This is a genomic window from Nocardia sp. JCM 34519.1 (assembly GCF_020361265.1).
Taxonomy (GTDB): domain Bacteria; phylum Actinomycetota; class Actinomycetes; order Mycobacteriales; family Mycobacteriaceae; genus Nocardia; species Nocardia arthritidis_A.
Map to the genome: position 1 here is coordinate 95,221 of NZ_JAIRBR010000017.1, position 21,590 is coordinate 116,810.

Sequence of the window (21,590 nt, forward strand, 5' to 3'; positions counted from 1 at the left end):
CGGTCACGTGGATCGATTCGTAACCTCACGTGGATGGTCCGGGTCGCTCGGCGCACCCCGTCCCGATCTGGGGTGTTTCCGTACGCAAGGTTGGCGCACCGATCACAGTCGGGCGGTCGGTGCGGTTCGGCACAATGGTGCCCGTGAATGCCGACCAACCGACCGTACAGCCATTCGCCCATCTGAGCGCCCCCAACGCGGAACTCTATCGGGATGTGCTGGTCACCTTCGCGCGGGCGCGGGATCGGTTCATCGTGCACATGCGGCCGGAGGATGTGGCGGCTGAGCTGGGTCGTCCGAGTACGCCGGAGACAGTGTCGGCCGCGTTGGAGCAGCTGGTCGGGTGGGGAAACCTGCGGTCTGATCCGGATACCGGCCGGGTCACCACGGTGGCCGACTTCCATCGGGCCCGATATCTTTACCAGCTAACTGTCGCGGGGCAGGCGGCCGAGGAGGCGCTGGCCGTCTACGACGCGGCACTGGGCCGCCGGGGTGCGCTGCAGTCGGTGGCGCTGGAGGACATCGCGAATCAGTTGCGCGCGTTGGTGGCGCTGGCGCGCGCAGAGGTGGCCGATAGCGACCCGGCCAAGGTGCATCTGCTGCTGCTCGGTCTGGTGGAACGGTTTTCGGGGCTGGCCGACAATGCCCAGGCCTTCATGGCCTCGCTGCGCCGGGTGATCGACTTCTCCGACGGTGACGTCGAGGCGTTCGTGGCCTATAAGCAGCGGCTGATCGACTACATCAACCGGTTCATCGCCGACCTCGCCAACCGGGGCGCGGAAATCGCGGCGCTGCTGGAGGGTCTGACTCCCGATGAGGTGGAGCGTCTACTCCGGCTGGCGGTGGAACGCGAGGCCCGAGATGCGATGCCGGACCTGCCCGATACCGCGGACCAGGGCTGGGCCGCATACGAAGCGGCACTCTCCGACACGCTCACCATGTGGCACAACCGGTGGCGTGGCCTGCGCGAATGGTTTGTCTCGACCGACCCGCGCCACCCATCGCAGGCCCGCCTGCTGCGCTCGGCGGCGGTCACTGCGATCACTCAACTGATCGACACTGTCGCCACGCTGAACGAGCGGCGCTCCGGCCGCTCCGACCGGTCCGCCGATTTCCGAGCGCTGGCCCAGTGGTTCGCCGAGGCGCCCGACGACGCTGCGGCGCACCGGCTGTGGCGCGCCGCCTTCGGTCTGACCCCCGCCCGGCACCTGACCGTGACGGTGGAGACGGTGCAACAGTGGCAGCAGGTGGAGCCACCGCCCAGCACCCCGTGGGCCGAGGCGCCGGGCGTAGAGATCAGCCCGCAACTGCGGCGTACCGGCACCTATGAGCGGCGCGGCCAACCGGCCCGGGTCGCCGACCGCGATGAGGCCCGCCGGATGCTCGAGGAGCATGCCACCCGCGAACAGCGGGAGGTCACAGCCGCTCGAGCCAGGCTGTCCACCGGCGGCCCAGTCCTGCTGTCCCAAGTCGATGTGCTGGACACCCGCGTTTTCCGGCTGTTCCTGGGTCTGCTAGGCGATGCGCTGTCGGCGCGGCAGCCCGGCGCCACCGAGGTAGAGACCACCACCAGCGACGGCACGCTGCTGATCCGGCTGACCTCGGTTGCCGACGCGCCGGTTGTCGAGATTCCCACCGAGGATGGGGTTCTGCGCGGCCCGGAACACGTCATCGAGATCATCGATCTCGTAGGTGCCGCACTGGTGGGGGCCTGATGGATCCGCAGGAGGAAGCTACCCAGCGCCGCCGGGCAATGCGAGCACTACTGACCAAACCGCTGCTGACGGTCGGTGCGGACGAGGACGCGCTGCGTCTGGTCCGCCGGCATGCCGCGCATCTGCGAGATTGGTTCGGTGCCGAGACCGGTTGGCGGCTCGTGGTGGATGCCGAATCGGCGCGGCTGTTCAAGGTCTCCGCCACCACTGACGACGCCACGCGTCCCGCGCAGGAGGGAAAGGGCAAGGCGCCCTTCGGTCGTCGACGTTACGTGCTGCTGTGCCTGGCGCTCGCCGTGCTGGAGCGAGCCGACACGCAGATCACCCTGGGCCGTCTGGCGGAGGGTGTGCTGGTTGCCGCTGGCGAACCGGAATTATCCGCGGCTGGTGTGGAATTCACACTGAGCCGCCGGGACGAACGGACCGACCTGGTGGCCGTGGTACGACTGCTGCTGGCTTGGGGCGCGTTGGAGCGGGTTGCCGGCGAGGAGGACTCCTACCTCAGCGACACCGGCGACGTGCTGTACGACGTCCGCCGCCGGGTGCTGGCAGCGCTGCTCACCACAGGCCGCGGACCATCAACGGTTACGGAGGGCGGGTTCGAGCAGCGGTTGAAGGCACTGTCGACCGAATCGATGCCCGACACAGAGGATTTGCGCCGCCGCACGCTGCGCCATCAGCTGACCCGTCGGCTGCTGGACGATCCGGTGCTCTATTACGACGACCTGACCGACGACGAGCGGGCCTATCTGATCAATCAGCGTGTCGCCATCACCCGCCGCATCGAGGATGCGACCGGTCTGGTTGCCGAGATGCGCGCCGAAGGCATCGCGATGGTCGATCCCGACGACGACCTGACCGACGTGCGCATGCCGGAGCAGCGCACCGACGGCCACGTCACACTGCTGATAGCGGAGTATCTGTCCGGGCGGGTCGGTGAGCCGGTTTCGATCGACGCCCTGCGTGCCCACGTGCGTGTACTCGCGCGTGAGCACACCTCGTACTGGCGCCGCGGCGTGACCGAGCCCGGCGCGGACGCCGAACTGCTCGAGATCGCCCTGACCAAGTTGCGGGCGCTGCGGCTGGTTGCGGACTCGCCGCCGGAAGCTGTGCGCGCGCTGCCCGCGATCGCCCGATATTCCGTGCAGGAAGCGGTGATTCGCGATGGCAGCGAGCCACGGATACGCCGCACGACACGAAAGGTACGGCCGCGATGAGCGACCTTCCCACACCGGCCCGGCAGCGCTGGCAGCCACTGCGGGCCGGGCTCGTGGACCTGTTCTACTACGACGTCGAGGAGTTCCACTTTCACGACGGCCGCCTGCTGCTGCGCGGCAACAACGGCACCGGCAAATCGAAGGTGCTGGCGTTGACGCTGCCGTTTCTGCTCGACGGCGAGCTGGCCGCGCACCGGGTGGAACCTGACGGTGACCGCAACAAGCGGATGGAATGGAATCTGCTGCTGGGCGGCAAACATCCACACACCGAGCGGCTCGGTTACACATGGCTCGAGTTCGGCCGGCTGACTTCCGACGGAACACCCGAATACCGGACCATCGGCTGCGGGCTCAAGGCGGTCGCCGGGCGCGGCATCGCCCGGCACTGGTTCTTCGTGACCGAGCAGCGCGTCGGCCATCGGGGCGCCGTGGGAGAGTTGTCCCTGGTCGGCCCGACGAAGGTGGCGCTGACCCGGGAGAAGCTCAAGGACGCACTCGGCGGTAACGGGGTCTACGACACGGCCTCCGACTATCGCCGCGCCGTCGACGAGGCGCTGTTCGGGCTGGGGCAGCACCGCTACGAGGCCCTGGTCAATCTGCTGATTCAACTGCGGCAGCCGCAGTTGTCGAAGAAGCCGGACGAGAAGCTGCTGTCGCGGGCGCTCACCGAGGCACTGCCACCGCTGGATCCGGTGCTGATCACCACGGTAGCCGAGGCGTTCCGCGGCCTCGACGAGGAACGCGAGGCGCTGCGGGGTCTGGCCGAGGCGAAGACAGCAGGCGAGGCGTTCTTGGGCCACTACCGCAGGTATGCACGAATCGCGGCGAAGCGGCGCGCCGAACCGCCGCGCAAGGCGCACAGTCGCTACGAAAAGCTGAACAGCGAACTGGCCGAAGCGCAGTCGGCGTTTGCTCGGGCTGAGGCCGCGGTGGCCGCTGCGGTGGCGGAGCGAGAGGCGGCCGGGCAACACCGGACAACGCTGTCCGCGCGGCGCGATGCTTTGCACGACAGCCCCGAGATGCGCGACGCCAAGGCATTGAACCAGGCGAAGCTGGACGCCGAGCGGCTCGGCACGCTGGCGGCCGATCGGGAGCGCGATCTCGCGAATGCCGTAAATACGCTGCAGCGCAGGGAAAGTCAGCTCGCATCCGCGCGCGGGATGGCCGACGCCGACGCCGACGCTTACCGCCGGGCCACCGACGGCGCGGCGCGGGCCGCGGCTTCGGCCGGGCTTTCCGCGGGCCACACCGAGATCCTCGAGGTGTTGGCGACGGATTCCGAGCCTTACCTGGCGGCGCAACGAGCAGGCGACCAGCTTGTCGATGCGACTCACACCGCGTTGACCACGCTGGCGAAGCTGCTGGACGCCGCGGACACCGCGGACCGGGCCGCACAACGTGCCCACGACGAGATGGATCGGATCACCGGCGAACTGCAGCAGGCCGTCGAGCGAATCTTGGAGGCCGAGCAAGACGTCACGGCCGCCGGTGCTGCCCTTGTGGCCGAGTTCACCGAATACCTTCGTGACGCGCGCTATGTGCGAGTCGCGGACCTCGACACGGTTCAGGCAGCCCTCGATGCCTGGGTCGACACGCTCGACGGTCCGAACCCGGCCGCCACCGCGGTGGCCGAGGCGGTGCGACTGGCCACCGCCGCGGTCGCCCGGGAACAGCAGGGTGTGGAGGCGGCGACCGCGGCCGCCGCAGCCGAGCGCGACGAACTGGTCGAGGAAATCGCGCGACTGGAACAGGGCGGCCACGATGCGCCGCCCGCGCCGCCTACCCGGGATGAAGCTGCCCGCCGGACTCGGCCCGGGGCCCCACTGTGGAAGGTCGTCGACTTCACCGCCACGGTATCCGATGAGCAGCGGGCAGGTTTGGAGGCCGCGGTGCAGGCCGCGGGTATCCTCGACGCCTGGCTGGATCCGGATGGCACCCTGCGCGACGGTGCCACCGACGACGTACTGATCGCACCGGATACCGCAGCTCCGGATGGCGGGCTCACGGCCGTGCTGACCCCTGCCATTGATCGCGCCGACCCGCAGGCCGCGGCGCTGGATGAGCCCGCGGTCATCGCGGCGTTGGGCGCCATCGGTTTCGGGCGCGACAGCGCCACCACCTGGGTGGACACCGACGGCAGCTTCCGGATCGGCGTGCTGCGGGGTTCCTGGCACAAGGCCGCGGCGGCGTATATCGGGGAGGGAGCGCGGGAGACCGCGCGGCGAGCCCGGCTGGAACGACTGAACGCCGAGCTCCAACAGGTCGAGGCTCGGCTGGAGACATTGGCCGCCACGGCCATTGAGCTGGCCGACCGCCAGGAGGCGATCTTCGCCGAACAGCGGCGCCACCCGGCCGATACCGCCCTGCGGGATGCGCACAGCCGGGTGACCGCAGAGCACCGAGCCCGGCAACTGCTGGACGACAAGCACGCCGAGGCCGCCGCCGAATACTCTCGCCGTGCGACACAGGCTCGCGAAGTATTGTCCGCGGCAACGGAATTCGCGCAGGACGTGCATCTCCCCGCAGATCGGTCGGCGTTGGCGGAGGTCCGGACCGCACTCGGTGACTATCGGGTGGCGCTGGCTGGGCTGTGGCCGGCGGCCCGCGCCGATGCGCGAGCACAGGACGCGGTACGCGACGCCGAGCACGAGCGCGAGCTGGCCACCGACCGACGCGACGAGGCTGTTGACGCGGCCGGGCAAGCCCGCATGGAAGCGGACGGTGCGGCCGAGCGGCACCGCACGCTCGTCGAGACCGCCGGCACAGCCGTCGACGAACTGTTCCGTGAGCTGGCCGCGGTCGAGACCGAGATCGCCGCCAGCGAGAAAGGCATCGACGCCGCGCTGGCCGCCGAGCAACGTGCCGTCGGCGACCGCGGGCGTGCCGAAGGGCAGCGCGAAACGCTGTCGGCACAACTCGATGAGGTGACGACCGACCGGGAGCGGACAATCGCCGAACTGCGGGCCTTCGCCGCCACCGGCCTGCTCGCCACCGCGCTGCCCGACCTGACAGTCCCGGATGTGACCGCCGACTGGGCTCCGACCCCGGCGGTGACGCTGGCCCGCGCGATCGATGCCGAACTCGCCGACCTCGATGCGGGAGAACGGCCTTGGGAGCTGATACAGCAGCGGGTTTCCGCCGAGCACAAACTGCTCACCGACACGCTCTCCCGGCAGGGTCATTCGGTGGGTCTCACCGTCCGAGACGGCATCATCGTGGTGGATGTGCGGTTCCAGGGCCGCCAGCAGGACGTGCCGGGTCTGGTGGACGCACTGACGGCCGAAACCGAGCACCGCGCCACACTGCTGTCCGCCAAGGAACGCGAGATCCTGGAGAACCATCTGGTCAACGAGGTGGCCGGGCTGCTGCAGGAACTGATCTCCGGCGCCGAGGACCAGGTGCGGTCTATCAATGCCGACCTGGAGGCGCGACCCACCTCGACCGGTATGCGGCTGCGCCTGCAATGGCGCACGGTGCGCGGGGCGCCGGAAGGGCTGGAACGGGTGCGTGAGCGGCTGCTGCGACAGACCGCCGACGCGTGGAGCACCGCGGACCGTGCGCTCGTCGGCGCGTTTCTGCAGGAGCAAATCAACCGCGAGCACAGCGACGACACCACCGGCGGTGGCTGGACCGAACAGCTCACCCGAGCGCTGGATTACCGGTCCTGGCACGAATTCGGCATCCAGCGATATCAGGACGGTCAGTGGCGGCCTGCGGCCGGCCCGGCATCCGGTGGCGAACGGGCGCTCGTCACTTCGGTCCCGCTGTTCGCCGCGGCCTCCTCGTTCTACAGCTCCGCGGGGAACCCGCAGGCGCCACGACTGGTCGCGCTCGACGAGGCCTTCGCCGGTGTGGACGACGACTCGCGGGCCAAATGCCTGGGCCTGCTCGCCGCCTTCGACCTCGACGTCGTGATGACCAGTGAGCGCGAATGGGGTTGCTACCCACAGGTTCCCGGCTTGGCCATCGCGCAGTTGTCACGCCGGGACGGGATAGACGCGGTGCTGGTCACGCCGTGGTGCTGGGACGGCAGGGAGCGCGTCGCTGTGACGCGGCCGATCTCGCGGCTGCCGGTATCCGCCCCATCCCACGCCGAGCCCGCTGGCGGGTTGTTCTGAGCGGCGTCGAGAGTTCCGCCGAGACAGGCGATCCCGAGCGGGTGCGGCGGCTACTCGGCGGTGATGAGTTGGCGTGGCTGGTGAATCGGGTGCGACGCAGGCTGGAACGGGGAGAACCGGTCACCGGTAGCACCACCCTGGCCGAAGCGAGCCTGGAACAACGCCGTGCCGTCGAGCGACTACTCGGCCGGCGCGGACGTACCGGTGGATCGTTGACGGTATCGCTGGACGAGGTGGACGCCGTGCTACGAGGCAGCGGCGCGGCGCCGGACGGGCTGGCGGGCGCGGTCCGAGTGCTGGTTGGGGTGGTGGTGAACCAGTCCGAGCGGTCGGCCGCCGAGGCCCGGGAATGGGTGCTGGCTCAGGCTCCGCTCGACGAGCTCATCGAGCGCCGACCCGAGTTGCGGGACTGGCGCGAATGGCTGGACAGTACCGGCCTGCTGCGCCGCTGCGCCGCCGACGCAATCGCGGCGCATGAACTGTGCGCCGGCTTGGCGCGAGTGGTCGATCGACTGCCCGCCAAAGACGTCGCGCTCGGCAGGCTTGCCGCCGACGCCACCGGAAAGGCGCATGCGCTCGATGACGGTCGGCCGCTCGCTACGCTGGCCATATCGGCTGCCCGAGCCCTGGCCGGGTCAGCACCGGCGGGGTCGGGGTCGGCGCTGGAAAGGCGGGCAGCATGGGCCGCAGTAGGCGTGCACCGCGACGAATTGTCCTCGACAGTGCTGGCCTTGGGCCTGCCCGGCGGAACTGACTCGGCCATGGGTCAGATCCTGGCGCTGGCGCGCACCGCGAGCGAACCCGTTGTGCTCACGCTGCGGCAGCTCACCCGCATCGAACCGGCGGTCCTCGGCGTCCGGTCAGCGCTGGTTCGGATCTGCGAGAACCCGATCGTTGTTGCATCCGCCGCCGACCGATTGGGATCGGTTTGCCCGCCGCTGATCTGCTTGTCCGGGCAGCCCTCCGCTGCCGCCCGGCACCTGCTGGAGATGCTCTCCGAAGCCGGCGCGGATTTTGCCTACCACGGTGACTTCGACTGGGGCGGCGTCCGCATCGCCAACTCACTCACGCGGCACATACCGTGGCGGCCTTGGCGATTCACCACCGCCGACTATCTGAACGCGCTGCCGCGGGCCACCGGCGGCACACTGTCCGGACGCCCGGCGGCCGCGGTCTGGGACACTGAGCTGGCCCCGACCCTGCGTCGACACGGCGTTCGCATCGAGGAAGAACTCGTGCTCGACGAGCTAGTCGAGGATCTCGCCACCCGGGCTGGACACGGGCGAGCGGACGCAGCCAGTTCGGGCTCACCGCTAGCCCTTCGTACCGTCTCTCCTCGTAATTCAGATATTCTGAATTCATGAGTACGATGACAGCTGCCGAGGCATCGCGGAACTTTTCCGCCGTGCTCGACCGCGCCGAGCACGGTGAAACGATAACCATCGTGCGACACGGGCACACCGTTGCCGTGATCGCGCCCGCGCCCAAACGAACGGGCCGGGATCTGCGGCTCGCCCTGGAGAACTCGGAGATACCGCCGTTCGACAATGACTACGAGTCCGACATCACCGATGGACTGTCCTTTGTCTCAGACGAAATGAGCGACCCATGGGCCGAAGCCTGATCCTCGACACCGGCATCTTGATCGCTTACGAGCGCGGGAAGATCGACCGGACCGTCTTCGATGACGACGAGCTCGCCGTGGCCGCAGTGACCGTAGCGGAGTTCCGCGTAGGTATCGAACTCGCCGAGACCCAAGAGCGGGCAGCCGCCCGATCGCGCAGACTGGATCTGCTCTTGGCAGACATCGACGTACTGGATTACACCAAGCGTACGGCCGCCTACCACGCCCAACTCATCGCCCACGCACGCCGCACGGGCACCCCACGTGGCGCACACGACCTGATCATCGCGGCCCACGCGGCCGAGACCGGCCGAACCGTCGTTTCACTCGATGCCAAAGCCAAATTCGGGCAATTGCCCGGCGTCGTAGAGATCACCCCTGATCGGAGGTGACGTACACCGATGTCCGTTATCGCAAGGGAGGTGCCCTAACGAATTTCCCACCCGTCGAAGTTCTTCCGCATCGACGGCTCCAGGACTTCCGCCCTGGCCGCCTCAGGCGCCGCAACGTGTCAGCCCGAGGCAGGACACCTCTCACCGAAAGGTCGTGCGCGACAAGTGATCCGCAGGATGACGAACTGAACGGCACGAAGTTGTCGTTTCACCGTTCCGGCTTCGATGACCACGGTGTCGGACCATCGACTTGCTGCACCAATAGTATTGTGGCGGTTCATTTTTCGAGCTCGGATCGATAGGCGTACATCAACTACTCCCAGCCTCACCCAGCACCGACCGAGGTATCGCCGCGAGCCGGTAGCGCGATATCTCCAGATAGCCAGTTGGGCAACCCACTACGCACATATCGCTTCGGCCGACGATCTTCGCCAGGGGTTCGACCTGAGCCGTCGGCCGAAGGCAAGCATCAGACCCACACAGAGATTGAAAGCAGCGACACCGCGTGTTCGGGTAGACACTCGAACACACGAATGCGGCATTCATGCCGGAGATTCGGTGGCCAAAAAGCACTCGAGCACGAAAACCCGGCAAGATTGCCAGGTTTCCGTGCTTACGTGGTGGGCGAAGGGGGACTTGAACCCCTCCTCACGGCATCCATGCCACGATTACGTATTCGAGTGGTTCGAATATGACCTACTCGATCGATGCTGTCAAGATACAAAATAATAGATAGCCGACTTTGAACCGTTGAGAGTCAGCCTGTTTTCATCTCAAAGGCCCACAACGAGTGTCCGAATTCGTTCCATCAAACGATCCGTGTCCTTGCGAAGGTTCGGTACCGAGCGAATTTTTCGCACTGCGAAGGAAATCAACCGTATCTCGTCAACGCCTGTATGTTCGCTGACTATGGAAGGTTGGTCGTGGATATTGCAGACGTTTGCCTCTTCCAGGGCGTGCTTCAAGGTGTCCTCCACGACGCTGAGTTCCCTTGAGGCCGCCCCCGTACGTTCCTGAAGGAACTGCATGACGATGGCTTCGGGATCCTGATCGCCTGGCAAGTACTCTAGCCACTCTCCCTGACGACCTGGCTCGGAGCGTGTGTCCCCGTCCAGTACGCCGAGAAATGACACGGCTGGTCGGCTCGGTCCGAGCGCACGTGCGATGGTTACGACGGTGTCAGCGCCTCGCACATCTTGCACACACAAGTGCGGGGCCAGCGCAGGCAGACAGTAGCGGAGCAGTTCCTCAAGCATCAGCCGGGCGAAGCGGTCCTCGACCAGTAACACGGCTTCAGTCCGGGGAGCCATACCGAGCATCCGACCGACCTGAGCAGGAATGGTACCCGTCGAGATAGTCGCTTGTGGCACTGCTCCGATGCCGCGCTCCAATGTGCGCAGCGAAGTGCTGGGCAGCAGATAGGCGAACTCCGGCGAGTGCGAGGCCAGCACGACGGAAAGCTCCATCTCGACCGCGCGTGCGACGATGATATCGAGCAGTCGTTGACGCGCGCGGGGAGAAAGAAAGTTCTCGGGTTCGTCGAGAAGTACCACACTGCCGCGCGGCACTCCACGCAGGGCACGCAAAATAACGCAGGCGGCAAGCTCTCCCAGGCTCATCTGTTCGGGCCCATACGTGTTGCCGTGACGACTGAGTTCATAGTAGAACCAGGTGGATGTTTCACCGGTGGCGGGTTCGCGTCGGTCCAACTCCTGGTGAGTCGCAAGATCGTACGGACGCCCCATTATGGTGCCCAGTGCACGATCGAACCAGGGGCTACGGGGGGCCTTCTCGGCCGCGGCACGCTCGCTTTCGAGTTCGTGAGTAGGAATTCGGCTGACCTGAGCCAACACATCGAAACATTCCCGTGCGGTGTCGATGAATACACACGGTGCTTTAACCTCAGCGAGTTCCACCTCGCCTGAAGCCGACCCTGTGCGATCGCTCTTCCGGTGCCGTGCCTGGCCCGTCAACCTCACCACCGCGGTAGGAGACACGCCGTCCAACGGCGGTTGCTGTCGCATATGACGTGCAAGCGTTCGTAGGAATTGAGTCTTGCCCGCGCCACTCACCCCACACAGAAGGGTGACACCCGGCGCCATTTCAGCGGTGATCGAGCCGAGATGCGCGTGACCATCGATCTCGACCCGACGCAGCGGTGAATGCACTTGGCCCGTGGCCAGTTTGCGGTACTGATCCCTGATCTGGGCTTGGCGGAGCACCTCGTAATCCGCTGCGTCCCGACTCAACTCCATTCCCCCCAGGACTTCAGCACCCCGTCCTCCCACAGAACTTGGTCGATCCTGTCTTCCGTGAACGGCGCGTCATTTGCATTGGTCAGTGCCACATACATGCGCAATACGTCCGGCACTGGGGAGGCTCGACGAGAAGGGGCGCCGCCCGTCGCCACGAGGAACAGCCAGCCGATTGCATCCCGCAAGACTGTCGCCTCTGGACTGTGGGCACCCACAGCGGACACCTCATTGAACCGCTCCAGCAATGCGTCGCACGGAAGCCCACGAAATGCGGATCTCAGCGGCGGAGTCACTCCCGACCCGAGCTCAGCGGCCCGCCTTCGGCGTTCCGGCTCCAGCCATTCAAGGAGATACCCCAGATGGTGTTCGACACCGGGTCCGAACGCACGCCGAGCCCGGACCATCACCAGCGTCCAGGTCAGCAGGGTCGGTTTGGTGAACCGAACAGCGGGCAAGTCAAGTGCAGGCAGTGACATCAGCTCCTTGAGAGCATCAGCCACCTCATCTCGGGTTTGATCAGCCACTGCATCACCTGAGTACAGCCGATGATTCAGTTGCTCGCTGCCTACAGCCGCCGCCAAGATGCTGTTTGCTTCTACGGCAACCAACACTCTGCTGATCACGTCCTCGTAAGCCTGACCCACGTTCCCGAAGCCGATGCGCTCTTCCCCCAGCCCCCAATCGGCCGCCGTGGCCACGAGAGCTCGCACTTGCTCCCCGAACGAACCTGATTCGACGAGCTTGCGACCGGCTTCAGTAAGCCTGGTGTCAGCGTTGAGCCGCAGCACGGCGTGTCGCAACTCGGCGGGAGGCAGTTCATCAAGCTCCAGGAGCACAAGCGGATACTCATCGACCGCTGTACGGAGCCCTTGTGGCAAAGCGTGGTACGTCTTTCCATCCGATTCCCGCAATGCGCGTGCGGGTGGGGCGAGCCTGCCGTCGACCAGTAGGTCGCCACGTACGAATTCCTCAAGCGCCGCGAGGCGTCGCTGCCCGTCCAGCAGGACTCGTGATCCGTCCCTTTCGCGCACGATGAGTAGCGTGCCGATTGGCCAACCGCGCAGGACGGAGTCGAGGAGTACATGCTTGCGGTGGTCCGTCCATTCCGCACTGCTGGACGGCTCAGACGGTTGGCGCAGCCGTCCGTCGCGGAGCTGGGCAAGTACTTCGCGCACATTCGCGACCGTGGGCTGGGTCGCCGACGTGCGCAGATCGTGAGCCGGGTTCATGCAAGTTCACCTCCTCTCGCGTCTAAGCCGGGTCCAGACCTGGTGGGCGCGCGAAGTCCATGCCTGAGTGCACGATACGGCCGAGGCCTGACATCCAGCGGATAGTGGTCTGGGCCACCTCAGTAGTACTGCCGGATGTAGTCGTATGCCTTCTTAAAGAGCTCTTCGTCCCGTTGCAGCTGGTATCGGACCAACGTGCGGCGCAACGCCCTCTTCACTTCGCGCTCACCGCCCGTAGTGTGCTGCCACCCTGGGAACCTCACTGCGTCTACGATGCTGTCGATCTCCTGGACAAGCTTCGCTACCGCCACTGGCGTCCCCTCTGAACGGGAGGACTCGAACAGCCGGGTGAGAGCGTACTTGCCCTGTTCTCGCGGGTCCTTCTTCTTCTCCTCGGTCTCTGCCTGCACGGTCTGTTTTGCGAGATCCAGCAGCTGATATAGATACACTCGACTCACCAACTGTCCCGCCTCGTACTGAAGACGCAGTCGCTCTAGCTTCTGGGCCAGTGAGTCGAAACGTGGTTCACCACGGTGCCGACCGAGCCGGTCCTCGAGCTGGGGCTCAAGTTTCCGAATTCCCTGGTCGGGTACGCGCTGCAGGAACTCGACCATATTGGCATCGAGGACAAGGGTTTCAAGACGTTCAGGTGGCAGGTCCGCATGGATGTGTGCGTTGACCAACTCGCGCGTCTTGGGACCGAGTACTCGCCACAGCAGAGGGCTCGTGGCGTTGCTGGGCCGCACAGAGTGATGCACCTTGGCCAGCCAGCGGTAATCGTCTGCGTACTTGCGTAGCTGTGGGTCAGGGGCCAACGCCTCCCACAGCCGAGACAACCTGGCGAACGCCTCAGCGAACGCCTCTCGTGTCTCGTCATCGGGCAGTTTTTCCTGAGCTGTAAACAAAGCTTCATAGCCGTCTTCGGTGCGATCCACCCCAGGGAAGAAATCCAGACACACACGCAGGGCAGCCGGGAACTGGTCACGTAATCCTTCGATATTAGTAACTGCATGTTCGACTGCCTTCTCGTCGAACTGCATCGCCCGACCTAGGCGGGCGAAGACACCGAGATAATCAACAATCAGGCCATGAGACTTCACTTGCTCGCTGCCCGGACGACGATACGGACGATTAACCCGGCAAACCGCCTGGAGCAGTGTGTGGTCACGCATAACTTTGTCCAAGTACATCGTCTGCGCTATCGGGGCATCAAAACCAGTGAGGAGTTTTGCCGTCACGATAAGGATCTGTAGTGGATCGTCTGGGTCACGGAACCGGTCCAGCAGCGCCGCCTCCTCAGCCATATCTCGCTCGAAGCGCTCCTTTACCTCCTTCGGCTGCCCCTGAGTGGACATCACGACCTCGCTGGCTGCCGGGCCCAGCAACGTGTCTAGATGCTCCTTGTAAAGAACACAAGCCTCTTGGTCGAAAACCACAACCTGTGCCTTGAAACCTTCCGGCGCTACCTTCTCTTGGAAGTGACGTGCGATGTCTTCGCAGACCATACGAATTCGCTCAGGCGCTTTGATCAATGCCCCCATTCTGGCGGCCCGATTGGCCATTGCGGCCTTCTCGCGCGGGGTAAGTCGCTCGGCGAGCTTCTCGAACTCGGCGTCTATGATCTCGCCTTCGATCCGAAAGCGCGCATCGCGTGGCTCGAAGTGCAGTGGAAGCGTTGTCCCGTCGCGCAGTGAGTCAGCCTGGGTGTACCGCGAGAGGTAGCGACCCGGGTCCTTCTCATAGCCGAATGTCCGGAAGGTGTTGACGTCGGTTCGGTTGATGGGCGTGCCGGTCAGACCGAAGAAGACCGCACCGGGCAGGGCCTCACGCATCCGCTGACCCAGGTCTTTGTCCTGAGTACGGTGGGCCTCGTCGACGAGGCAGACGATGTCACGGCGGGTCGACAGAATTCCGTTCTGATCCTTGAACTTATGAATGGTGGTGACGATGATCTTTCGCTGGCCAGTTGCGAGCATCACCCCGAGATCGTCCCCGGAATCCGCTGTGACCACGTTCGGAATATCCGAAGCCTCGAACGTGGAAGTGATCTGCGTATCGAGATCTAGCCGATCGACCACGATCAACACAGTGGGAGCGCCGGTGCGCGGGTCGGTGCGCAGCGCCTGAGCCGTGAACACCATCAAAAGAGACTTACCGGAGCCTTGGAAGTGCCAGACCAGTCCTTGCCGCGGTGCGTTCGGGTCGTGGGCCGCTGCGGCGGCCCGGTCGGCCATCCTCCGGCCGGCCTCGTATTGTTGATAGCGGCAGATGTTCTTGATTTTTCGGTGCTGGTCGTCCGTGCTATAGACCGTAAAGTTCCGGATGACGTCCATAACGGTCGACGGGTTCAGCAGACCATCCACGGCTTGGCGAAGGTACCCGGGGCCGGGGTCAGGATGCTGCTCCCGCATTCCTGGAGACCACCATGGACTCCACAGGTGAAGAGGCAGCCGAAGGCTGCCATAACGCAGATCGCGTCCGTCGGTGGCGAAACACAGGGCATTGGGAACAAAGAACTCCGGCACCTCCGCCTGGTAGCCGTCGAGCTGGAGGGCTCCATCGGCCCAGGTCGTACCTGCGCGCGTTGCGGATTTTGATTCACCTACGACCACGGGAATCCCGTTCACCCACAGCACGTGGTCGAAGCGGCGGCGGGTCGCACCACGGCAGAAGACGACTTCCGTCTCGAGGTGGTAGCTATTCCGAGTCATGTCGTCGAAGTCGACCAACTGCACGGCGACATGCTCATGTTCTGGCCCGAAGGGCATCGACTTCTCACCGAGCAGCCAAGAACGGAAGTCCTCGTTGGCCTTGACAACTCCTTCGCCACGCGCTGACCGAATGAGGGCGGTGAGCTGGTAGAGAACCTCGTCGGCTAGCTCGGGATCTGCAGAGATGGCTGGGTTGAGTCGGATCAGAGCCCTGCGCAGCTCGGACTCGACGAGCACGTCCTGTTCTGCTCGGTCCGGTTCAGCGTCCAGCCGGACCCAGCTGAGCTGCGGAAGAGCGGAGAGCCGGTCGGTGACGAACGCCTGGACCGTATCCTGCTCCCTGAACATCCCCGCCCCTCGCTCACCTTCAGCCGTTGTCATTCCATGTTTCGTCCCGCTACACCCAACGATCGAAGCCCATCGGTGGGTCCACCAACAGGTTGGGAGCCCTGTAGCAGCACGTTCAAGGTGCGTTGCATCAGACTACGCGTCTGCGCAAGATCCGCGGCGACAGTAGTACGCAATTCGCGGGCGGCTTCGAGCTGCTCCACGACCCGTTGCTGGACAGACAGTGGAGGAACGGGGATCGGTTGAGCCGAGAGGAGGCCTGCTGGAAGGTGTGCCATGGAGGTGGTGCGCTTGGCCACCCGGGCGAATGCACCCAAACGCTGACAACGGCGGAACCAACCGAGAGCGAATTCCGGAAGCACTTCATCGCCTGCACGGAAGCGCAGCAATGTCATTTGGAAACAGCAGCCCTCAATCTCCCCGCGGTACATCGCTGCTCGACCCACATACTCCAGGCTTTGCCCTTCGTTTAGCAGCACATCGTTCGGCCTCAGGACGTACTTGGTGAACGCGGCGGGGGCGAAATTCATCTCCAAGACATCATCCAGGAAAAGTTCATCGTCTCCGACATTTGCAACACGAAGGTAGGGGCGCAAATCCGCACCTTTGTGCACACTGGGCTCACGTTTCATACCCAGCTGCACATCACCAGCCTCAGCCACTCGGCGCACGGGCCACTCGGGCACGTCGTATAGCTCGGCTAGCGCCGCCAGCTCCGCCTGTCGTGCAGCCTCTAGCGCATTCGCCTTTGCCTGTGCGGCACGCTCGAATGACCACAGGAGGTCAGCAATACGGCGCTGCTCGTGCAGTGGAGGAAGGGCGAATTCGTACTTCGCTAGCGCCTTCCAATTAGTACGTGGAGACAGAGACCCTACTGACGTTTTCAACGTGAGCCGATGGAATTCTTCGCTTCGAACTATCAACGGAAGATACTCGGGCGCTACATAGTTGTTCTTAGCTTCAAATACCAGGACATCCCCAGAGCATACGCCTTCAAATTCAACATACCCAGACTTTCGCTGATAGGTGCGACGTTTACCGAAGAGGGTTTGCCCTGGCTTGAAAAAACGAGTGAAACTGGATCCAGTCCCAGATTCATCCCATTCCGATACCATTAGCGAGGAACGATCAAGATGTTCGAGTCCCACACGCCGTGTGGACGAGGATTCCACACTTGCTCGGTCGTTGACACTCCGTACAACGTCACCGAACCGGACTGTCTTCCAGGAGCCATCTTTTGAGCTCATATTTCACGGCCACCGAGGCGCGATATCATTGCCTCCAAATGGATGCGGCGTTCTACGGCCTGCAAATCCCATCCCTCCAGACTTTTCTTCAGAGCCTCCAAGTCTTCTTGCTCACCAATTGAGAAGCGATCCACTTGGTAAGATGCGGCAAGCATCGCCCCCTCCTCCAGCAACGTGGATTTGTCTCGAATTACACTGAGCCCTGCCACTTCAGTGAATCCGGCATACAGTTTGGAGATATCTGCGATATGCTCGTCACTTAAGAAGGACTGCCCACGTATTCGCTCGATCCAACTTGCCGCATCGACAAAGAGAACTTTGTCTTTGCGATCGGGCTGCTTCCGAGTGCGGAGCACAACTACGCAGGCCTCCATTGGCGAGTTATAAAAGAGCCCTGGACCGAGTCCTAGTACACACTCCAAGAGATCGGACTCGATCAGATTCTTACGCATGGCAAGCTCATCCTCCCGAAAGAGCACTCCGTGCGGGAAAAGGATGGCACATCGACCCGTTTCAGGATCCAGCGAAGCAGCGATGTGTTGAAAGAACGCATAGTCCGCTCTCCCCTGAGGGGGTACACCCCAGATATTGCGCTGATATGGATCATTTGCGAAGAGTGAACGGTTCCACTGCTTGATAGAATATGGAGGATTTGCGAGCACCACATCGAAGCGTCGCAGCCGGTCACCTACGAAAAACAGGGGTTCGGCGAGGGTGTCTCCGCGCTCAATCCGGAAGTTCTCGATACCGTGGAGATAGAGATTCATACGGGCGATCGAGGAAGTCATCACGTTGAACTCCTGCCCGTAGAGGGTCAGTCGCCGGTGGTCCTTACCCTGCCGCTTCAACTCGGCCGCCGCGGTGACTAGCATGCCGCCGGTACCGCAGGTGGGATCATAGACTGTCTCCCCAGGCTGTGGTTCCAACATCCGTGTCATCAACCGAACCAGTGTTCGGTTCGTATAAAATTCCTGGGCTGTGTGGCCTGAGTCGTCTGCAAACTTCTTGATTAGGTACTCGTATCCTTGACCCAGTTCGTCCTCGGGAACCCTAGCCAACGAGAGCGCCTGGGTAGAGAAGTGTTCCAGCAGGTCGCGGAGCGTGGCGTCCGAGAGCCGTTCAGTGTTCGTCCACTGCGCATCCCCGAAGACTCCCGAGAGCTGGTCCGGGTTGGCCTTCTCGATGGCCTTCATTGCCCGGGCGAGCGCCGAGCCGAGCCCCGAACGGACTTTGCGCACGTCCGACCAATGGTGACCGTCGGGAATCTGAAACTGATAGTTCTCCTCTTTCGCTGCCAGCTCCGCGTCGCCGTTGTAGGTAGCTAGAGCTTGCTCACGTTCTTCATCGTGCACGTCGCAAATCCGCTTGAAGAAAAGAAGCGGAAAAATGAACTGCTTGTAATCACCTGCGTCAATCAGGCCCCGAAGACAGACAGCCGCTCCCCACAGGTAGTTCTCCAGTTCCCGCTGACTTAGCTGCCCCGAAATCGCCTCCATACCTGGCAGCGCGGCCAACGCGGCGCCGGTGTCACTCATTCGAGGAGCCTCCATTCCTTTAACTTGTCACGCAGTTCGTTGTCAGCCGCCACAGCATCAGCCAGTGCATTTTCCAAGGTGGCGACAGCTTCGTGCAACGCAGGCAATCCAGCAGTCGGATTATTTCCAATATATAGAGCGATATTGAGATTGCTATTGTTAGCCTCGATCTCCGGAAGAGCCACCAGGCGGCTGCGCCCCTCATTATCCGCGAAGGCTCGATACCAGCCAAAGATGCGGGAGATGTGCTCAGCCTCAAGCTCATTCTGGTTACGACCTTTACGCAGCTGGTCGGAAGCATCGATGAAGAGGATCTTTCGCTGTCGGCTCTTCGGCTTTTTGGCGCGCAGCACGAGCACACAGGCAGCCAGCGGCGCACCATAGAAGAGACGCTCCCCCAGTCCAATGATGGCCTCGATCAGATCCGACTTGATGATCTGCCTGCGGATACTGGCTTGGACGCCGTCCCGGAAGAGAACGCCCTGTGGAAGTACGACAACCGCTCTTCCGGTTTCGGACCGCATCGAGGCAAGCATGTGCTGGATCCAAGCCCAGTCGGCCGTGCCGCGCGGCGGAACGCCGGTCTTCCCACGGCCATAGGGATCCCTGGCCCACTCCTTCTCCCCCCAGGCAGCTAGTGAGAACGGCGGGTTCGCGATCACGCAATCGAAAGTCCGCAACCCGCCATACGGATCGAAGAACTTGGGGTCGCGCAAGGTGTCTCCGCGTTCTATTCGGAAATCCTCCACGCCATGCAGGATGAGGTTCATGCGGGCGATACCCGAGGTCGTGAGGTTCTTCTCCTGGCCGAAGAGCTTGCCCCACAACAGCTGACGAGCAACACCTTTTCGAGCGAAGTGATTGGTGACCTCGATCAGCATCCCTCCGGTACCACACGCGGGGTCATACACGTCCTCACCTGGCTCTGGGGCGAGGATGTTCACCAGTAACTCGACCACGGCGCGTGGGGTATAGAACTCGCCAGCCTTCTTGTTGGACAGATCCGCAAACTTCTTGATCAGGTACTCGTACGCTTGGCCAAGAAGATCCGCGTTTGCATAGGCATCGCCGAGGAAACGTGCGGAGAAATGATTCAGGAGCGCTCGTAGCACGTGGGGCGGAACTCTGTCACGGTTAGTCCACGGCGTGTCACCGAAGATTCCATCGAGCGTATCTGGATTAGCTTTCTCGATCGCACGGAGCGCATTAACGAGCACGCGGCCGAGCTTCTCGTCAGGTGCCGCTACAACATCCTTCCAGTGATGACCCTCCGGAACGACGAAACGGTGCTGATCAGTCTTTGCCGCGAAGTCACGGTCACCGCCGGAATGGGCGAGCGCGTCATCGAATTCCTCACTATAGACATCGGACAGCCGCTTGTAGAAGAGCAGCGGGAAGATGTAGCTCTTGAAGTCCGCTTGATCGACGAGGCCTCGAAGAAGGTGGGCTGCGCCTAGCAAATGCGCTTCCAGCTCACTCAGCGTGAGCTCTTGGGCGCCACTCGACAGCAAGTCCAACTGCTCCGACGCTTCCAGCTGGGCCACGCCAAGACTCCATTCTGCACGTCGGTCGGTGAAAGCATTCGAAGATAGCAGGTCTACGACCTCCGGGGTCGTCTGTCAGATTATCCCGGAGACACAGGATCGATCAGGCCCGCTATGTCGTGGTCAACGGATGAGCCTCTCCGGTCATAGCCGACAAGGCATAGGCAACTTCGAACATGGACGCTCGGATGTACGTGAGCGTCGCCCCAGCGTTGCCCGACGGTTCCGCGTGGCCAGCAAAAGCACGAGCGACAGCGTAGCCGCAATGACGCTCAACCCAGGTCAGGGTGGTGTGCCGCAACCAGTGTGCGGTTACCTGCTGGGTTGCGACCCACGGGAGGTGCCGACCGATCCGGTTCCACAGATAATCGTATCGGCGGCCGGTGATCGGTTGGCCGTTGCGATATCGAAGGAGCTGTTCACCGGGTTCAGCGCCGCGCTCGCAGTGCTTTACCAAGGCCCCCATCAGCGTCGGCGTCACAGGTTGCCAACGGACCGTGCCGCCTTTCTCGCGGAGCCGGATAAGGCATTGTTCGGTGTCGAGGTCGTCAGGCCGAAGCGCCAGCGCACCGCCGCGGCGGCAGGCGGTCTCGATGTGCAGGCGGACGATGAGCGCGTCGAGGTCTGGGTCGTTTCCTGTAGTGGCAGCGACGTGGTTGATATCGGCCAGGAGGTGGTCCGGCAGGGCGTGGCGGGAGCTGGCCAAGCGACGTGGCTTGGCGATCTCGCTAGCCGGGTGAGCAGCTCGCGCAATGTATCCGTCGTGTTGGGCATGCCGGTAGAGGCAGCGTAAAGCCGCGACCATATGCTCTGCGGCGGAGCGTCCGCCGCAGGCATTCCGACGGATAACTGCGCTCCGTTTGGTGTGCTCTATCAGCTGTCGAATCTCCGTGGCTGTCGGCTCGTCGATGGGGCGGTCGTGCCAAGACTCTCGGATGCGCCGCCAATATGGCCCGTAGGCTCGCAATGTCCCTGCTGGCACGGCGGATTCGAGCCGAGGGATGTACTCGTCGAATGTCGGCACCGTTGCGTTGGAAGCCGCCGACGCCAGCAGATCTTCCGGACGTACGCCCAGACGGGCCAACAGCAGTTTCGCTGCTTCGATTTCGGTGCCGGTCATGATGACATCGCCCAGATGCGGGGAGCTGCCGACCGGAGAAGGTCACTGAGGACGAACGGTGAATACGCGGCCAGCAAGTTGTGCGTGCGATCGGCGACGATCAGCAGACGATCGCCAGCGTATAGCCGTGCATACGAACGGATCTCGGCAGGCAACCGCAAGTAGCAACGCGCATCGAGGATTACCGAGCGGCACTGAGCTGCGTCGGCACCGAAAACAACGATCACGTTGTCGATGAGGTCCAGATGCACCTGTTGGCGAGGCTCCCACTGAAGGAACCGCATCAGTGGACGGTTAGCGAGCCGTCCTCGGTCATCGATGGCGGTGGATGCGATGTATATCGACACTGGCGATGCGCCAGCGTGGCCAACGTCTGGGACTGGCAGCGGCTGCGTCGTCGGGGAGGGTACGCCCGTTTCGGTCGTCATACGTCACCCCGTCGCTGCCGAGGATGCCGGGCAGGTTCATGGGTGGCGTACTCGTGTTCGTGTCTGGAGTTGACCTCCGACTCGGGACGACGCACGCAGTCTTCCAT

The 21,590-nt window shown here is 63.6% G+C and carries 14 protein-coding genes; 6 read left to right on the forward strand and 8 right to left on the reverse strand.

Annotated features, from left to right (window positions below):
- Positions 1–143: 143 nt before the first annotated feature.
- Genes LGY53_RS32115 through LGY53_RS32140 form a run of 6 tightly spaced genes read left to right on the forward strand, consistent with a single transcriptional unit; the run spans position 144 to position 9,066 of the window.
- Positions 144–1,715: a TIGR02677 family protein gene (locus LGY53_RS32115; RefSeq protein ID WP_225730444.1), complete on the forward strand. Its 1,572-nt coding sequence runs from the start codon at positions 144–146 to the stop codon at positions 1,713–1,715.
- Complete coding sequence (locus LGY53_RS32120; protein WP_225730445.1) at positions 1,715–2,932, forward strand: TIGR02678 family protein; 1,218 nt, start codon at positions 1,715–1,717, stop codon at positions 2,930–2,932. The genes LGY53_RS32115 and LGY53_RS32120 overlap by 1 nt, the downstream gene beginning before the upstream one ends.
- Complete coding sequence (locus LGY53_RS32125) at positions 2,929–7,050, forward strand: TIGR02680 family protein (RefSeq protein ID WP_225730446.1); 4,122 nt, start codon at positions 2,929–2,931, stop codon at positions 7,048–7,050. Before LGY53_RS32120 ends, LGY53_RS32125 begins: the two co-directional genes overlap by 4 nt.
- A 41-nt stretch (positions 7,051–7,091) precedes the next feature.
- The gene (locus LGY53_RS32130) at positions 7,092–8,414 is read left to right on the forward strand and encodes a TIGR02679 family protein (protein WP_225730447.1); all 1,323 of its coding nucleotides are present in this window, start codon (positions 7,092–7,094) and stop codon (positions 8,412–8,414) included.
- Positions 8,411–8,674 (forward strand): type II toxin-antitoxin system Phd/YefM family antitoxin, encoded by a 264-nt coding sequence (locus LGY53_RS32135; protein ID WP_225730448.1) that lies wholly within the window; start codon positions 8,411–8,413, stop codon positions 8,672–8,674. The genes LGY53_RS32130 and LGY53_RS32135 overlap by 4 nt, the downstream gene beginning before the upstream one ends.
- Entirely contained in the window at positions 8,659–9,066 is a 408-nt protein-coding gene (locus tag LGY53_RS32140; RefSeq protein WP_067579594.1) for a PIN domain-containing protein, read from the forward strand. The genes LGY53_RS32135 and LGY53_RS32140 overlap by 16 nt, the downstream gene beginning before the upstream one ends.
- 773 nt (positions 9,067–9,839) lie before the next feature.
- Here the strand turns inward: LGY53_RS32140 and LGY53_RS32145 are convergent.
- The 8 genes from LGY53_RS32145 to LGY53_RS32180 form a co-directional block, all read right to left on the reverse strand.
- The gene (locus LGY53_RS32145; protein ID WP_225730449.1) at positions 9,840–11,315 is read right to left on the reverse strand and encodes an AAA family ATPase; all 1,476 of its coding nucleotides are present in this window, start codon (positions 11,313–11,315) and stop codon (positions 9,840–9,842) included.
- Positions 11,312–12,550 carry a DUF262 domain-containing protein gene (locus tag LGY53_RS32150; protein ID WP_225730450.1) on the reverse strand — a complete coding sequence of 413 codons (1,239 nt, stop codon included), beginning with the start codon at positions 12,548–12,550 and terminating at the stop codon, positions 11,312–11,314. Before LGY53_RS32150 ends, LGY53_RS32145 begins: the two co-directional genes overlap by 4 nt.
- 119 nt (positions 12,551–12,669) lie before the next feature.
- Positions 12,670–15,609 (reverse strand): type I restriction endonuclease subunit R, encoded by a 2,940-nt coding sequence (locus tag LGY53_RS32155; RefSeq protein WP_225730451.1) that lies wholly within the window; start codon positions 15,607–15,609, stop codon positions 12,670–12,672.
- Positions 15,610–15,638: 29 nt separating this feature from the next.
- Positions 15,639–16,856, reverse strand: a complete 1,218-nt coding sequence (locus LGY53_RS32160) for a restriction endonuclease subunit S (protein WP_225730452.1) — start codon at positions 16,854–16,856, stop codon at positions 15,639–15,641.
- Positions 16,853–18,391 carry a class I SAM-dependent DNA methyltransferase gene (locus tag LGY53_RS32165; protein WP_225730453.1) on the reverse strand — a complete coding sequence of 513 codons (1,539 nt, stop codon included), beginning with the start codon at positions 18,389–18,391 and terminating at the stop codon, positions 16,853–16,855. The genes LGY53_RS32160 and LGY53_RS32165 overlap by 4 nt, the downstream gene beginning before the upstream one ends.
- Entirely contained in the window at positions 18,388–19,935 is a 1,548-nt protein-coding gene (locus LGY53_RS32170) for a class I SAM-dependent DNA methyltransferase (protein ID WP_225730454.1), read from the reverse strand. Before LGY53_RS32170 ends, LGY53_RS32165 begins: the two co-directional genes overlap by 4 nt.
- A 112-nt stretch (positions 19,936–20,047) precedes the next feature.
- Positions 20,048–21,055, reverse strand: a complete 1,008-nt coding sequence (gene xerC, locus LGY53_RS32175) for a tyrosine recombinase XerC (RefSeq protein WP_225730455.1) — start codon at positions 21,053–21,055, stop codon at positions 20,048–20,050.
- Complete coding sequence (locus LGY53_RS32180; RefSeq protein ID WP_225730456.1) at positions 21,052–21,339, reverse strand: hypothetical protein; 288 nt, start codon at positions 21,337–21,339, stop codon at positions 21,052–21,054. The genes xerC and LGY53_RS32180 overlap by 4 nt, the downstream gene beginning before the upstream one ends.
- Positions 21,340–21,590: the final 251 nt, after the last annotated feature.